The following is a 16,015-nucleotide window of genomic DNA, read 5'->3' as shown; positions in this document are numbered from 1 at the left end:
TTAATTACCTCCCTTTAAACTTAAAGCTAATTCTAAAACTGCCTTTCCATTCATCATTCCATAATGTTGCATTGGAACAACCTCTACTGGAATACTTTGAGGAGCAGCTATTGCTCTAATTTCATCAATCATAAACTTTACTTGTGGTCCAAGTAATATAACATCACATTCATTTAAATGTTGTGATATCTCTGCTTCTGGAATAGCTTTTATTGAAGCCTCAATATTTTCCGCCTCTGCTACCTCCTTCATTTTATTTACTAATAGTGATGTGGACATTCCTGCTGCACATGCTAAGATAATTTTTGTCATATATATCTCTCCTATATAAATATTTTTCTCACTATTAATTCAAAGCAATTTCCATGCCAAAATCAAAAACCTATAAAAAAAGAGGGTTCCCCCTCCTTTTTTATACACTATTTAAATTTTCAAATCATACACTAACATTCATTTCATACACCACTTTTTAAATCACTCTATAATTTATACAGTATGGTAAGTATATAGCAAAGCTCATCTAATTTGAACTCAACTTCTAAGTCATCCTCTATATTCTTAAGTGCATACTTAATCTGCTTTATTTCATTTGCATAATAAATCAATAGATACTCTTTATTTTTATGCTCCTTACACTTCCTTTTTAAAACTAAATTCTCTGTTGTTGCTAACAAGTGGAATACTACAGCTATTAATGTATCCTTATCAAACTGATAGCTTAATTCACTTTCTATCCATCTCTTAAAAACTCCAAAGTCCTTTTTAAATATATTTATATTAAAGCCATTAATTTTATCTTTTAGCTTATTAAATACCTGCTCAATTATTAAATTTAAATCTTCATTTTCCTCAACTTTTTTCTGTACTACAGTTGTTTTTATCATCTTCTCAAGTTCACCATATTTATTTAGCATAATTAAATCTGTTATAGATATGAATGGTACACCATATAACATTGGATCAATACTTCCTACAACAGCTATTATATTTTTATCCTTGCCTAGCTTACCTATAATATTGCTTATGTTTTCATGACTTGTAATTGCTGCTGTAATTATTTCAGTATTGGTTCCTGAAATATTTATATTATCCTCTATTAATTTCTTAATCTTTTTAGCACTTCCTTCGCCAGTAGTACAAGCTGCAATAATTATATTTTCTTTCTTAGTTTTAGTTTCATCCTTATACCTATTACCCATTAAGGTCATTCTTTGCTTATTTAAAATAGAATTATATATAACATCAATATCTCTTTCAAACTCAGCATGTCTTGCAACCTCTAAGGCTGTAATTGTTGTTACACAATCTATTACCCTTACCTTAACTAAAAGTTCCTCTCCAATTAAATCACCAAACATAATTAATGATCCCATATCTACTAATAATAGAACTCCAGCATCATTACTATTCTTCCTTACTACTTCCTTTAATTCCTCATAGCAAGTTCTCGAATCTTTATCAAGCTCCATATCATAAGCTTGTACAGTATCTATTCCTAATAAAGAATTCACAGTTTCCGCCATAGATGATGCTGTACTCTTTCCATGCATGCTTATTATTACCTTAGGTAATTGGTTCTTAAGATCGCTCTCAATTGCATCTATACATAAGAACATCGCTATAAAGGCTATCTCATCAAGAGGCACCCTAACCTCTAACTCTCCTTCAATTCCTTTTATAAAGTTTCTAACTAACTCAAACTCCCTATGGTGATTTTCTATTACATTAAGAAGGTTCTTATTTACTACGGTTTTATTTTCACCCAGTCTTTTTATGCTTGAATCAAAGTGCATGCAAAGTCCATAAAAGACTTTTTTAGAAAACTTTTTGCATAGCTCCTTTTCAGCCAATGCTAATAGAGTTTCCATATACATAATACTTTTCTTACTAACTACTTTTTCAAGTTCAATATTATTGTTTACACCCTCTATATAATTTTTAAATTGTCCATTAATTTCAAACCTAATGATTGTATCAATATCATCCTGATTATCATATCTTGTACTTAAATCCTTTAATCTTTTTTCTATCTTGTCATAAAAAGACTCATACTTAATCTTATTTTTAGAATGGCCTATCTTTCCTCCTCCATCACCAGTGAAGACTAAAAAATCACTTTTTCCTACTATAACTTCTATCTCACTTTCGAAATCATTTTCATAAATACCATACTTTCTTATATGATCTGGAAGGTGTATAACCTCAATTTCAACCTTATCTCTATTTAAATGAATAGCATCTAAAAAAGCATTAGCACATATTAGCTTTATATCACTTTTTAGTTGACCTATATTCCCTAAGCACTCATAGTTTAAAAGATTTTTTAAAACAGCATTGTTAACAACTATTTCTTTCTTTATCCTACTAGCCTCTTCCTCAATAAAAGCTTGAGCTATTTTAAATCGCTCTTTTTTACTTCTCTCCTTTAATGAAGGTATCTTTATAGACATAGGAATTCTTCTTGTGAAGGTATCTAATAATGAATCCTCTTTCCTAGCCGTAGTTGCACAAATAATAAGAACATCTACATGCTTTCTCTCCGTTGATCCTACCGGAGAAAAGACTCCTTTATCCATTAGATAAAATAAAGTTTCTTGTCCCTCTGGCGGTAATCTATGTACTTCATCTAAAAATAATATTCCATTATCTGCAGACTCAACAAGCCCAGAATAATCTTTATTAGCTCCAGTAAAGGCTCCCTTTACATATCCAAAAAGCTGTGATAGTAAGAGCTGAGGATTATTACTATAATCTGCACAATTTAAAGTAACAAAAGGGGCATCTTCATTTAATTGTCCCTTCTCTTTAGCATACTCATACATTTTTTCTGCAAACATTGTTTTACCAACACCTGTTGGACCAAGTAATAAGGTGTGAAGTCCTCTTGGCGGATAACTAATAGCCGCTTTTGCCTGCTTTATTGGCTTCTTTAAACTTCCCTCGCAACCAATAAACTTATTAAATGCATCAACTTCATTTCTACTTATGACTTCAACTTCTTCATCATCCTCAATACATTTATATACTACAGGCCTTCCTTCTTCTTTCTTTATTAACCCATCTCTTACAAGTTTGTTTAACTCACTACTTGCATTAGTTCTCTTTATACCAATTCCCTCTGCCACCTCATTTGTTGTTACACCTATTCTCTCATTATTTTCTCTTTGTAATTTAGTTGTTTCTAATATGAAATGATATATTTCTTCATATCTATTATCCCTAGTCATATTATTCTCCTTTGAATAAACTTATAAGCTGTATGGCCTTATTAAGTATTTCTTCTCCTCTACATAACCCATAGTCCATACTATCTATTATTCCAACTGGTATATTCTTATCTTCTACAACTTTTTGTACCGTTTCTAATTTATATTTAATCTGAGGTCCTAATAGGATTAAGTCACAAGATTCAACATTATCTTCAATTTCCTCTATTCCCTTTGCAGCAATTTTAATGTTTAAATCCCCTACTGCCTTTTTTACTGATTCTACAACTATATTACTTGATGTTCCTGTTGCACACAAAATTAATATTTTCATAGCCTCCTCCTTCCATAAAGCACAAAGTATGTATACGATTAAATAAATATTAAAAAATATATATTAAGCTTCTATATTATTCTAATATATCAAAGAATTCGACATATTTCAAACAATCCGTATGCTCATTTTTAATCTCTATACATTTGACTATAACCTTATTAAATGGTATCATTACTAAGCAATTGGAATCCCTATTCCAATTAGGATAGAGTTTGAGTGTCTGTCAGCTGATACCAAGCTCTTATTTGCTTTATATGGAAGGATGATTAATTATGGCTTTTAAAAGCTTAGGAATAAATGAAAATATAGTTAATAAATTAAATAAAAATGGAATTAAAACTCCAACTCCTATACAAGAGGAAAGTATTCCTCATATTCTACTAGGTAAAGATTTAATAGGTGAAGCAAAAACTGGTACTGGTAAAACTCTAGCTTTCTTGATACCAATATTCCAAAACCTATCACCAAAATCTAATGCTACACAGGTGCTTATATTATCTCCTACTAGAGAATTAGCAATACAAATTACTGAAGAAGCTAATAAGTTAAATGTGAATGAAGAAATTAATATTTTAGCTGCATATGGAGGTAAGGATATCGGAAGCCAACTAAAGAAGCTGAAAAATAATATTCATATGATAATAGCTACCCCTGGAAGACTTTTAGATCATATTGAGAGAAAATCTGTTGATTTATCTAAATTAAAAACTATTGTAATTGATGAAGCTGACCAAATGCTTCTTATGGGATTCAAAAATGAAATAGAAAAAATTATGAAGGTGTGTTCTAAAAACCACCAAACACTTTGTTTCTCAGCTACTATGGATTCCCAAGTTAAAAAGTTAGCCTACAGATATATGAAGGAACCAGTATTTATAGATATACAATCTCCAACTATAGCAGTAGATAAAATTAAACAAGAAGTTGTAGAAGTAAGTGATAGATGGAAACAAGAAGCCCTTTGTTCTACATTAAATGAAGATAATCCATTTATGGCTATTATTTTCTGCAGAACTAAGCGTAGAGCTGATGCTTTAGAATTAGCTCTTCATCAAAAAGGTTACAATTGTCAAAAGATACATAGTGATGTTCCTCAACCAAAACGCGAAAGAATAATAAAGGCTTTTAGAAATGCAGATATTCAATATTTAATTGCAACTGATGTAGCTGCTAGAGGTATTGATATTTCAGGTGTAACTCACATATATAACTACGATACTCCTGAAACTCCTGAAAGCTATATTCACCGTATTGGTAGAACAGGACGTGCAGGTGAAGATGGATATACATGCATGTTTGTTGCTCCAAAGGATGAAAATCAGCTAAAAGAAATAGAAGAAAAAATAGGTTTTAAGATAAATAGACGTGAAATAAAAAGATAAGTTGAATATTCAACTTATCTTTTTACAATTTTATAATCCAATTCCTTGTTGTAAACAAGTTTTTAAATCATCATCTGGTTGACTTATTTGTTGTAAATTAAATGTATCAACTAAATATTGAAGTACATTAGGACTTAAAAATGCTGGTAAAGTTGGTCCTAAAAAAACACCTTTTATACCTAAAGAAAGTAAAGCTAAAAGGTCTGCAACTGCTTTTTGTTCATACCATGATAAAATAATGGATAAAGGTAATCCATTTACATCAGTATCAAAGGCATCTGCAAGTGCAGTTGCAATTCTAACAGCAGAATAGGCATCATTACATTGGCCTACATCTAATAATCTTGGTAAACCTGCCACCTCACCAAAATCTAATTTATTAAATCTATATTTACCACAGGCTAAAGTTAATATAACACAGTCTTCTGGAACCTTTTGAGCAAATTCTGTATAATAATTTCTTCCAGGTCTTGCTCCATCGCATCCACCAATTAAAAAGAAGTGTCTTATCTTTCCATCCTTTACTGCATTAACAATTTCTCCAGCATGACTTAGAGTTTCATTATGGCCAAAACCTACTAAAATTTCATGTGGTTCTTCTGATTCAGTGAAACCACCAAGTTCTAGAGCTTTTTCAATTATTGGAGTAAAATCTTTATGTCCATCTTTATCAGCAGGAATATACTTAACACCATCCCATCCTACTACACTTGTTGTAAATATTCTATCTTTATAAGTTTCCCTTGGTCTCATTAAACAATTAGTTGTCATTAAAATACATCCTGGTATTCCATCAAATTCTTTTTGTTGATCTTGCCATGCTCCACCATAATTTCCTACAAGATGCTTATATTTTTTTAATTCTGGATAACCATGAGATGGTATCATTTCACCATGAGTATATATATTTATTCCTTTCCCTTCTGTTTGTTGTAATAACATCTCTAAATCCCTTAAATCATGTCCTGAAACTATAATAAAAGGTCCTTTTTCTCTCTTAACATTAACCTTATGTACTGTTGGATTTTTATAAGTATTTGTATTTGCTTCATCAAGTTTTTTCATTACAGCAACACTCATATCTCCAGTTCTCATAGTCATACGAATCATTTCTTCTACACTTAAATTATCATTAGTAGTACACTCTAGTCCCCTAAAATAAAAGTTATCAACTTGATCATCAAAGTATCCTAAGAATCTAGCTTGGTGTCCATAGGCACTTATCCCTTTCAATCCATAAATAATTGTCTGCCTTAAAGATCTGATATCTGCATCTAGTGTTTGATCAAACATTATTCCTGCCCTTACTGAATCTTCAAGCATTTCTTCTTTTGTAGAACTAAGATTATATGTAGCTTGTTCAGGATATTCTTTATTATTAGACGCTTTTTCTCTTAAAGCCTCTTTTATCTTTTGAGATTCCTTAAGCATCTCAACGTGTACTTCTGCATCAAAATTCACATTAGTTAATGTAGTAAATAATGAATTTTCAACAAAACTAACAATACTCTTATCTATAATTTCGCCCTTCTCAATTAGATCCACTGCATAAGCGCTTATTCCTTTACATTGATAAACTAGTAAATCTTGAAGGTTAGCTATTTCCGGTGTCTTACCACATACACCCATTTTAGTACACCCTTTTCCCCCTGCTGTTTGTTCACATTGATAACAGAACATTGGATTTTCATCCACAATAAATCACTCCTCTAAACTAAATAGATAATAGTATTATTCTCTCAAAATACTAAATAATTCATACAAAAAAGAAATACTGCTGTAGCAATATTTCTTTTACTTACACATATTATTAAATTTCTACTCTTTTCTAAGCCATCCAGCTGGAGTTCTATGGCCTCCAATATAATAATTATTTCCATCCTTCTTAAGTTCAAACTTATCTCTTGTCTGAGTGCCCATATTTTGTTGTATTACTTCAATATAGTCATCTTCAACTTCTGAAATAATTGCTATATGACCATATGTTGTATCATTAAATATTAATATATCATTTACCTTAGGCATTACATTGTCGCCATTCCTATATTGAATAAGACCTCTTTTCTCATTTACTTCTCCCTGTGGAATACTATCATCAAAAAAGTCCTTTGCGTTACCATAGCCATCTGGCATCTCATGCCCTAAATAATCATAATAATATCTTTTTATAAACTCAACACACTGCCACTCATATCCATAATAATATCCATCCTTACTATAATGTTTTCCATGAACATTGCCATATTCTGAACCATTATAGTATACCTCTACCCCATTAAATACATCAATTGTTTCTCCAATTCCATTTTTCTTATCTTCATATTTTTTATAACCTTTATATGATGTATATCCTATACCACAACATAAAAATAGAAATATAATAATGAACTTTAATACCCTTTTTTTCTTCACAATCACCACTTCCAATCTCATGGTAATTATATCCTAATAATCTATTAAAATACTTGATTTTTGATATTTGTAATATTTTTTTAATTTTCTAATTTACTTCAATTACACTTATGAATCTATCTATCTTTTCATAGTTAAGCTTTTTATTATACTTCATAAATTCACTTTCAAGCTCATCTATATATGAGTAATATTCATCTTTTATTTCATCTACCTGTACTTCTGTTAACTCTTTTAATACCCATTCTTCTTCAACTCTATTTTTAAACATTAAATCTCCTATTACTATCTTCCCATTATCTTTTAAAACTCTTATCATCTCTTTAATAGCCAATGATTTTTCTTCAGAATTTAAGTGGTGAAATGCATAAGTTGATACAATTATATCAAATACTTTATCATTAAAAGGTATCTTTAGAAATTCTCCTAATCTTACTTTTAAATTAGGATATTTATGTTTTGCTACTCTTAACATTTCTCTAGATTGGTCTATTCCAACTACTCTATAGTTATTTTCTAAAAACTTTTTAGCTAAATTTCCTGTTCCTACCCCAATGTCTAACACTGATATATTCTCTCCTGTTATAGTAGATTTTTCATACACCTTATTCAAAACTTTATTATAGTTTTCATAAATCTTTAAGGCTCCCCTGTCAACCTTCACATCTTCATCATAACTATCTGCCCAACTATTAAAGTTCCACTTATCCTTCCATCCCTCTCTAATAGACGCTACCTTATTTCCTTCCTCAATAATAGGAAAGATTTTATCAGAGTTCATTTTCTCATCTTCATATAAGGTATCTATTATTTTCTCAAGTGATTCTCTAATAGTATTTAATCTATGAATCTCATCATTTACCATGATCCATTGCCTATTAAAGTGCTCTAAATAATCTATACCATCATTCCTTTTAATTATTTCCTTTATAGTTTTAATTGAGAGTCCTATAGACCTGTATAATAATACTGCTTGAAGTTGCATAATATCTTTCCCACTATAAATTCTATAATCATTTTCCTCATCTCTTATAGGTTTAATTAATTCCTGTTTTTCATAATATCTAATTTTATTGGTTGTTATATTAAATAACTTCGCTACTTCCTTTATATTATATTTTTTACTCATGTTCTTTCCCCCTTCACAACTAAGTTTAAACCTTAGTCTTAGGTTAAAGTCAATAAAAAACTCACAGTAATTTTCATCACTGTGAGTTCTAACTCTTATATAACCAAACTATTTATATCTACGTAATAATTTTCTGCTTTGTTACTGCACTCATTACATACTGGAATGCTATAAACAATTTTTCCTTCTTCCACATCATTTATTTTTACATTTGATATTACATCTGCCTTTTGTATACATCCCTTGCAAGAACATAATGTAACCTTTTCTCTTTTCTTTTCTTCCCAAATCTCTTTTTTTAATATTTTGCTCTCATTAATATTATGTACCTTTATAAAATTCATTTTAATCCCCACCTTATTATGTATAGTTATATTACACGTCTATTTTCATTGTACTCCTTTTCCAGTTATTACATTATTTATTCAGAAAATTAAAATTAGTAACAAAATACAAATTATTCTATACTTAGAAAAAGCCTACAGAAAGATCTGTAGACTTTTATACACAAGTATTTAATTTTTAGTGAGAACATCCATCATGATTACATACATGAGTACTAGGAAACTCTTTTAACTTATTTTCCTTAAATGCCTCTAGATTTTTTTCTAAATCTCCTTGGATTGCTTGAAAAACTTTTATTCCCATAGAATTTAATTTATTAATAGCTCCTGCACCAATGCCTCCAACTACTACTGCATCAACTTCTTCACCCGATAATGCTTTCATTGGTTGACATTTACCATGTTCGTGACCTAAATCTCCATTGCCTACTGACTTAACCTTATTAGTCTCTAAATCACATATTACAAAAAGTGGTGCTGTACCAAAATGGCCATATGGTATACTTTTTACTCCTTCATTTGATTCAACTGGAAAACAAATTTTCATTATAGGTTCCTCCTTGATTTTATTATTACTAGCACATTTCATATGCTTGCATCCATTTAGACATTTTAAGTTTGCAATATTTGTTGTACTAGTTTTTTCATTATCTATTATTAATTCTAAAAACTTAATTGAAGAATTTATTTTTTCTTCATTTAAGTCGTAGATAATATGATAACCTATTTTATATCCTTGAATTAAGTCAATATCTTTAAGTATTTTTATTTGTTGAGATACTGCTGCTTCACTTATTTCAAGATGTCTTGCTATACCTTTAGCACACATTCCTCTATTTGAAATTAAAAGCAATATATTTACTCTGGTTTCATCCCCTAGTGCCTTAAAAATCTTTATAAACTCTTCCATTGCTCCTCCGTTTTTTAATTAAGTGATTACTTAATTAAATCTTAACACTATTGTATGTTAATTTCAACCATATTATGAGATATATACAAATACTTCTTTTTAATTTTCATCTTTATATTTCCTAAAATTATTTGCTATACAAAATAAAAGAAGTGCATAAAGCATATGCACTTCTTTTACCTAATTATTTAATGGATACATTTATTTTGTAAGAATCCTCTACTATTGGATTTTGAACTTTTGGCATAGCAATCTTATATTTCTTATTATTATCTACTACTGGCAATTCTATCAATACAAGATTGTTTTCAGCATCAATTATAGCTTCTTTTCCATTGTTTAAATCAATTTCATAGTAGTTGCCATCCTCATCTAACAATAAGAAACTAGAGAACACACCATTTAACAAACAATATGAATAGTTTCCCTCTATCTTCATAGTTATTAATGTCCTATCTTCTAATGTTTTAATAGAATCTACTTTAACATTTGTTGCTCTATTTAGCTGAATATTTTCACCTAATAAATCATTAAGATATAAGTATGGTTTATTATCCATACTAAATACCTTTACTACCTCATCATAGGCATAACCAGCTTTCTTTTCTTCTGCTGTAGCTTTTCTACGATTCTCTATAATACTTTGTTTTTTATCTATATCATTTACATTACATTGATATATACTTGCTCTATATTCACCTATTTTTTTATATATTTCATTATCTTCATAGTCAAGGATAGGCACTATAGAAATACCATCAACACTCCATAGATTATTTAATATTTCAAATTTTCCACTATACTCAATATCACTTGATGTACTACCAGCAAACTTTACTCCTAAAACTTTCCCATTATTATCAGTTACCCTAAATCCTTTAATTTCAGGGTTTCTACTTTTACTCTTCTCATAGTAAGTACCCGAATAATTAATAGAGCTTCCGAAAGGACTAATTACTACATTTTCGATTTTCAATTCACTTGTTGGTAATTTAATCTTTTCATTTACTTCTATAGTTTTTGATAGACTATTTGCCTTTTCCTTATTTGTAGAGAATTTAAGATTCCAATCTCCTTTAATATCATCTATATACTTAAAGTCGATCTCAATATTTACTTCATCACCTAATTTTATATCAGAAACATTACCATACAAAATATACTCTGTTGTTTTATCATCTATTTTTACATATTTATTATTTCTACTTTTCATTAAATGACCATCTAAATATATATTACCCATTATTCCCTTAGCTCCATCTATATCTTCACCTACTATAGTTGTAGTAATAGCTAATATATTATTATCTAGAGCAATATCATTTACTGTAACCTTTACGCCATTGCTTTCAACAGTTTTATTTACACTTTGAGAAAAATCTTCAAACTTATCAATTTTATCTACATCACTAAAATGGCTAAAAATTGACCCTATTAATGGAATTGCACTAACTGCCTTTGGATTCATTATACCTATTACACTTACTAATACAAATACAGCAGCTATCCCTCCCCCAATCTTTTTTAATCTTACGTTCTTTCTTCTATATTTATATTTTTCTCCCCTTTTTATTGAATCTTTTATAATATTATTTAATTCATTTGTTGGAACATCTATAGAATTTTTCAAATTATTAATATCCATAACTCAAACGATCTCCCTTCCAATATAAAGTCTTAATGCATTTAACCCTTTATTTAAATATGTTTTAATTGTACCTTCTGGCTTATCTAAAACCTTTGAAATCTCATTTATAGTTAAATCATCAAAATACTTTAATATTATTACTTCCTTATATCTTTCATCTAATTTATCTATGGCACATAAAAGGTCTAATTTTTCATCATTATCCTCTTTCTTTGCTTCCATATTACCTAAAGCTTCTTCTTCTAAATAAATAACTCTCCCTCTCTTTTTATTAAAAGTTATTGCATTGTTAATTAAAATTCTAGTTATCCATGTTTTAAAAAGCTTTGGATTTCTTAACTTATCAATAGATATAAATGCTTTATAAACAGTATCTCCAACAATATCTAAAGCATCTTCTTTACACTTTACATATGCATATGCCGTTCTATATAAGTTATCTTTTATACTATCAATTAAAGATGAAAATGCTTGTACATCCCCTTCTATAGCCATAGTGACTTTTTCATCCATTTTACTCCTCCTTAAGTGTCTAAATTATCGATAATTTATCCTTACATCCATTAGACTAAGTAAACATTAAAATGGTTTTATATTTTACATATTATGATAACATAAAAATCCACATGGACTTTTATCTCCATGTGGATTTAATCTTTATACTATTTATTTTTCTTTCCTTTTAAAAGAAACAGACTTTAGCTTTCCATACATTTTATAAAGCATTGGATTTTCTTCTTCTTCTTCTTTTTCATTAATAAACTTTGTAAGCTCCATAACAGGCTTAAGTCTATTCATTGTATCCTTATATCCTTCATTAATTCTAACTCTTTTAGCATCAGTATCTAAATTCAAAGTACCATTAATAGTATTTTCATCTAGATTTTCAGGTGCTATTATAATTAACTTAGAATGAGGATATAAATCTCTATCAATAGTTGCTTCTTTTGAAAGTAAAACAACGATTATAACATCGCACTTTTCACCATAAACGGGCTGTATAGGTGTATTATCAGCAATACCACCATCAATATATTTTTCTCCTACAACCTCTGTACTATCATATATAAGAGGAAGAGATGCAGATGCTAACACAATTTTCTTCCTTGTCTCTTCATCATAATCGTTCAATCTAAAATACTTAACATTATAATTAGGTAATTCTGTACAAGCTGCAAAACAAACCTTATTAGTATTGTCAAAAACACTACAATCTAGATATTTTTCTATAACCTCTACAGCCCCTTCATTACTTATTGCTCCATGTTCTATCTTATCACTAAGAAATCTCTTAGCTAACTGAAGATTTTTCCCCCCTAAATATAACCCTATTCCTCTTTTTATTAATTCCACCTTACTAAGAGGGACTAATTTATCCATTGTTACTTCTTCCCATAGCTTATCTGCTTTTTCCATATTATCCATAGCAAATAGCACTGAATTAAATGCACCTATAGATGTACCTGAAAAGACAGATATGTATTTACTTATTCCTAATTCCTTTAGGGCTCTCCAAACGCCTAACTCATAAGCGCCTTTTCCGCCACCACCAGAAAGTACTAATCCTATTTTCATAATTCCCCCTATATTTATAAATACTTTATTTTATATTCCATAATGAATTATACATTTTCCCTTAACCTTTGCCTCCATAAGAAGACAAGTTAAGTCTGTAAGCTCTTGTGACTTCTTAAACCTATTTAGTGTTGATGCTATATCATGCAAAAACATTAAAGAAGTATCTGGTATCAACGTTACTCCAGTATATGCAAGTCCAAAACTTGGGTTGCTATAATTATGATGATATGTTCTTAATCTCTTAAGGTACTTTAGCATCTCAGTTACTAATTCATCATCTACTTCTATACAATTATATTCTTTAGGATCATAATTGCTATAATCTTTTTCTTTATCAAGCTTATCTATTATTCCAAACTCATGTTTTGCCATATCTCATCACCTGTACTCTTTATTCATCTTATTATTCATTATTATAACAAATTAACTCTATATATGAAAACAGGATTTCTACCTAATTTAATGAAATCCTGCTTTAACATTTTAAACTTATTAAGATAAATGTAATCCTATTTAATTTCCTTAAGACTTAAGCTTTATTATATTAGTATCTCTAGTAAAATTAATAAAATTATACAATACTAATACATTATCAAAGCTATTATTATTTATATATTCACTAACAGATTCAGAGAAACTTCTTAAATCTATAACATGAATTTCTTCAAAATTTTCAGTTAAAAATGGAACAAAAGAATTCGCATAAGAGTCCTTAAAGATAACTAACTTCTTTCCATTTTTCAAATTAGAATTATTAATTATAGTCAATGGATTATTTCCATATAAAAACAATGAATATTTATCTCTTATATCTAACTTAGAATAATCATATAAAGATTTATATAATTTATCATCTATCTTCATTGTTATTCCTGAAAAGTCATAATAAGTTAACAGATCCGAGGCAACATTAAAAGGTTTTGCCTTTGAAAAATAAGTTCCAAAAAAACCTTCCACCTCATTCTTATTATACTCATCTAAATTTATAGCTTTGTAACCTATACTTTCTATAAAATCTCTATAAGCTAAGTAGGCTCCCTTTGTAGTCCAGTGATGGTCGGTTTTATAATATAAATTTTCTTCGCTTTTCTCTATAAACTTTTCAGTAAGATTAATCTTATTACCACCGTTAATACCTATATATATCTTCTCTAGTTCATCCCTTTGATTAATTACAGGAGCACCTAAGGGCAATTTTTCTTTATATACTTCATATGAATTTGGCGCTATTAATACACTTACAGGTGTTTTGCTATTCTCTATGAGCTTATTAATAGAATCTATATTAATAGTAACTCTTCTTTCATCTAACTCTGTAAACTTTTCAAAAAGATATCCATCTTTTCCATAAATAATATTATTGTTTTCTAACTTTCCTAATAAGTACTCGCTTCTTGATTTTAAATCTATCCAGTTATCTCTTAAAATAAATTGATCACTCATATACTCCTCATACTTTTTAGGATAAGTTCCATCAAAATAATTTTCTAAGGAAAACTCAACCTTTCCTCTTAAATTTCTATTTTCTAACTCTGAAAATCTCTTATCCTCTTTACATATATCTATAATAATAATTCCTAGAAGGAAAATAAAAAAAGTATATAATAAAGGATTTCTTCTCATATTTAATACCTCCTAGAATCTAAAATAAAGGAATGGATTATATGTTGCATCAACTAAATAAGCAACAGATATTATAAAAATACCCATTAAAATTATTGTCTTTATCCATTTAAAGTTGTCTATCTTTTTATAAAACATCGAAACTAATGGTAAAGAAAAAATAATTGCAATAATTAGTGAAACTCCATAGTTTCTAAGATAATAAATCCACTCTTCTCCATTTGAATATAAAAACAACTTACTAAGGTATTCACAGATACCATTAAAATCGGTTATAGCAAATAAAGTCCATCCAATTAAAAGTAAAACTATTGTGTATATGTGGGAAAATACTCTATGCTTATTTAAAAAATTTATAAGCCCTAACTTTTCAATACTAATAAGTAAGAAAAAGAATAATCCCCAAAGTAAAAAATTATAACTTGCTCCATGCCATAAACCAGTTAAAGCCCATACAATAAATAGATTAAACGTAACCCTAACTTTACCCTTTCTATTACCACCTAAAGGTATATAAACATACTCCTTAAACCATGAACCTAGAGTAATGTGCCATCTTCTCCAAAATTCAGATATGCTTCTTGATATATAAGGGTAATTAAAGTTTTCTGGAAAATTAAATCCTAACATTTTACCTAATCCAATAGCCATTAAAGAATATCCACTAAAATCAAAATAAATTTGTAAGCCAAAGGATATAATCCCAAGCCAGGCTAGCGGTGTTGAAATATTTTCAAACCCTATTCCTTCAACTTCTGTCCAAAGCATTCCTATATTATTTGCTATTAGAACCTTTCTACCAAGACCTAAAATAAACTTTTCAATTCCTACTTCAACATTATCCTTAGTAATAACTCTCCTACTTATCTCCTTATTTATATCGGTATACTTTACAATTGGACCAGCTATAAGCTGTGGAAATAAGGTTACAAATGCTGCAAAATTAATAATGTTCTTTTCAGGAACTATCTTGCCCCTATAAACATCTATACTATAGGACATTGTTTGAAAGGTATAAAAGCTTATTCCTAAAGGTAAAGTTATCTTTACTCCTTTTATAGCTAAATTAAAAATATTATTTATGTTGTCTATAAAGAAATTAAAATACTTAAAGAAGAATAATAGACCAAGATTAAATACTAAGGAAATACACAAAACTATAGTTTTTTTCTTAATTTCATTTTTATATCTATAAATAAGCCTTCCAGCTGTGTAATCAATAATAATTGAGGCAATCATTATTAAAAAATATTTGCCTTCCCCCCAAGAATAAAACACTAAACTTAATAGAGTTAAAATTAAGTTTTTATATTTCTGAGGAGTTATATAATATAGTATTAGTGCAATAGGTAGAAACCTAAATATAAATAAAATACTACTAAATATCAAAACTTTTCTCCTTTTTAACTAATTATCCATCTTGCTCTTTATAAAGATAAAAAAGGT

Annotated in this window: 15 protein-coding genes; 1 reads left to right on the top strand and 14 read right to left on the bottom strand. The window is 28.8% G+C overall.

The window, feature by feature from the left end; translation table 11 throughout:
• The 3 genes from G594_RS0103760 to G594_RS0103750 all read right to left on the bottom strand — a co-directional run bounded on the left by G594_RS0103760 (position 1) and on the right by G594_RS0103750 (position 3,540).
• Positions 1-312, bottom strand: coding sequence for a PTS sugar transporter subunit IIB (locus tag G594_RS0103760; RefSeq protein ID WP_027097342.1), 312 nt, complete (start codon positions 310-312; stop codon positions 1-3).
• A 167-nt stretch (positions 313-479) separates the two neighbouring features.
• On the bottom strand, positions 480-3,227 hold the full coding sequence (locus G594_RS18295; RefSeq protein WP_034865872.1) for a sigma-54-dependent transcriptional regulator: 2,748 nt from the start codon (positions 3,225-3,227) through the stop codon (positions 480-482).
• Between the two features lies 1 nt (position 3,228).
• Positions 3,229-3,540: a PTS sugar transporter subunit IIB gene (locus G594_RS0103750; protein ID WP_034865871.1), complete on the bottom strand. Its 312-nt coding sequence runs from the start codon at positions 3,538-3,540 to the stop codon at positions 3,229-3,231.
• Positions 3,541-3,815: 275 nt separating this feature from the next.
• On the opposite strand from G594_RS0103750, the gene G594_RS0103745 reads away from it, so the two are divergent.
• Positions 3,816-4,925 carry a DEAD/DEAH box helicase gene (locus G594_RS0103745; protein ID WP_027097340.1) on the top strand — a complete coding sequence of 370 codons (1,110 nt, stop codon included), beginning with the start codon at positions 3,816-3,818 and terminating at the stop codon, positions 4,923-4,925.
• 30 nt (positions 4,926-4,955) lie between these two features.
• On the opposite strand, the gene hcp is transcribed toward G594_RS0103745, so the two are convergent.
• The 11 genes from hcp to G594_RS0103690 all read right to left on the bottom strand — a co-directional run bounded on the left by hcp (position 4,956) and on the right by G594_RS0103690 (position 15,958).
• Positions 4,956-6,620 carry a hydroxylamine reductase gene (gene hcp, locus G594_RS0103740; protein ID WP_027097339.1) on the bottom strand — a complete coding sequence of 555 codons (1,665 nt, stop codon included), beginning with the start codon at positions 6,618-6,620 and terminating at the stop codon, positions 4,956-4,958.
• Positions 6,621-6,743: 123 nt separating this feature from the next.
• Positions 6,744-7,337: a CHAP domain-containing protein gene (locus tag G594_RS0103735; protein ID WP_027097338.1), complete on the bottom strand. Its 594-nt coding sequence runs from the start codon at positions 7,335-7,337 to the stop codon at positions 6,744-6,746.
• Positions 7,338-7,425: 88 nt separating this feature from the next.
• A complete protein-coding gene (locus tag G594_RS0103730) occupies positions 7,426-8,466 on the bottom strand; it encodes a MerR family transcriptional regulator (RefSeq protein ID WP_027097337.1) in 1,041 nt (346 codons plus the stop codon).
• 95 nt (positions 8,467-8,561) lie between these two features.
• Positions 8,562-8,810, bottom strand: coding sequence for a hypothetical protein (locus tag G594_RS0103725; RefSeq protein WP_027097336.1), 249 nt, complete (start codon positions 8,808-8,810; stop codon positions 8,562-8,564).
• A gap of 178 nt (positions 8,811-8,988) precedes the next feature.
• A complete protein-coding gene (locus G594_RS20690; RefSeq protein ID WP_034865869.1) occupies positions 8,989-9,720 on the bottom strand; it encodes a metalloregulator ArsR/SmtB family transcription factor in 732 nt (243 codons plus the stop codon).
• 184 nt (positions 9,721-9,904) lie between these two features.
• Positions 9,905-11,365, bottom strand: coding sequence for a DUF4179 domain-containing protein (locus tag G594_RS0103715; protein ID WP_027097334.1), 1,461 nt, complete (start codon positions 11,363-11,365; stop codon positions 9,905-9,907).
• 3 nt (positions 11,366-11,368) lie between these two features.
• A complete protein-coding gene (locus tag G594_RS0103710) occupies positions 11,369-11,881 on the bottom strand; it encodes a sigma-70 family RNA polymerase sigma factor (protein WP_027097333.1) in 513 nt (170 codons plus the stop codon).
• Positions 11,882-12,034: 153 nt separating this feature from the next.
• Positions 12,035-12,943, bottom strand: a complete 909-nt coding sequence (locus G594_RS18285; protein ID WP_034865868.1) for a patatin-like phospholipase family protein — start codon at positions 12,941-12,943, stop codon at positions 12,035-12,037.
• Positions 12,944-12,973: 30 nt separating this feature from the next.
• Positions 12,974-13,318: a hypothetical protein gene (locus G594_RS0103700; RefSeq protein ID WP_027097332.1), complete on the bottom strand. Its 345-nt coding sequence runs from the start codon at positions 13,316-13,318 to the stop codon at positions 12,974-12,976.
• Positions 13,319-13,468: 150 nt separating this feature from the next.
• On the bottom strand, positions 13,469-14,569 hold the full coding sequence (locus tag G594_RS0103695; protein WP_027097331.1) for a DHHW family protein: 1,101 nt from the start codon (positions 14,567-14,569) through the stop codon (positions 13,469-13,471).
• Between the two features lie 12 nt (positions 14,570-14,581).
• A complete protein-coding gene (locus G594_RS0103690) occupies positions 14,582-15,958 on the bottom strand; it encodes an MBOAT family O-acyltransferase (RefSeq protein ID WP_027097330.1) in 1,377 nt (458 codons plus the stop codon).
• Positions 15,959-16,015 lie beyond the last annotated feature (57 nt).

Origin of the sequence: Clostridium paraputrificum AGR2156, assembly GCF_000424025.1 — a bacterium.
GTDB lineage: Bacteria > Bacillota > Clostridia > Clostridiales > Clostridiaceae > Clostridium > Clostridium paraputrificum.
Note: the sequence above shows the minus strand (reverse complement) of the source record. Positions and strands in the feature narration are given on the sequence as shown.

Bases quoted from the DNA above. Each gene is read 5' to 3' on its own strand.
- G594_RS0103760 (WP_027097342.1), bottom strand. From the start codon at position 312: ATGACAAAAATTATCTTAGCATGTGCAGCAGGAATGTCCACATCACTA.
- G594_RS18295 (WP_034865872.1), bottom strand. From the start codon at position 3,227: ATGACTAGGGATAATAGATATGAAGAAATATATCATTTCATATTAGAA.
- G594_RS0103750 (WP_034865871.1), bottom strand. From the start codon at position 3,540: ATGAAAATATTAATTTTGTGTGCAACAGGAACATCAAGTAATATAGTT.
- G594_RS0103745 (WP_027097340.1), top strand. From the start codon at position 3,816: ATGGCTTTTAAAAGCTTAGGAATAAATGAAAATATAGTTAATAAATTA.
- G594_RS0103730 (WP_027097337.1), bottom strand. From the start codon at position 8,466: ATGAGTAAAAAATATAATATAAAGGAAGTAGCGAAGTTATTTAATATA.
- G594_RS0103725 (WP_027097336.1), bottom strand. From the start codon at position 8,810: ATGAATTTTATAAAGGTACATAATATTAATGAGAGCAAAATATTAAAA.
- G594_RS20690 (WP_034865869.1), bottom strand. From the start codon at position 9,720: ATGGAAGAGTTTATAAAGATTTTTAAGGCACTAGGGGATGAAACCAGA.
- G594_RS0103715 (WP_027097334.1), bottom strand. From the start codon at position 11,365: ATGGATATTAATAATTTGAAAAATTCTATAGATGTTCCAACAAATGAA.
- G594_RS0103710 (WP_027097333.1), bottom strand. From the start codon at position 11,881: ATGGATGAAAAAGTCACTATGGCTATAGAAGGGGATGTACAAGCATTT.
- G594_RS18285 (WP_034865868.1), bottom strand. From the start codon at position 12,943: ATGAAAATAGGATTAGTACTTTCTGGTGGTGGCGGAAAAGGCGCTTAT.
- G594_RS0103700 (WP_027097332.1), bottom strand. From the start codon at position 13,318: ATGGCAAAACATGAGTTTGGAATAATAGATAAGCTTGATAAAGAAAAA.
- G594_RS0103695 (WP_027097331.1), bottom strand. From the start codon at position 14,569: ATGAGAAGAAATCCTTTATTATATACTTTTTTTATTTTCCTTCTAGGA.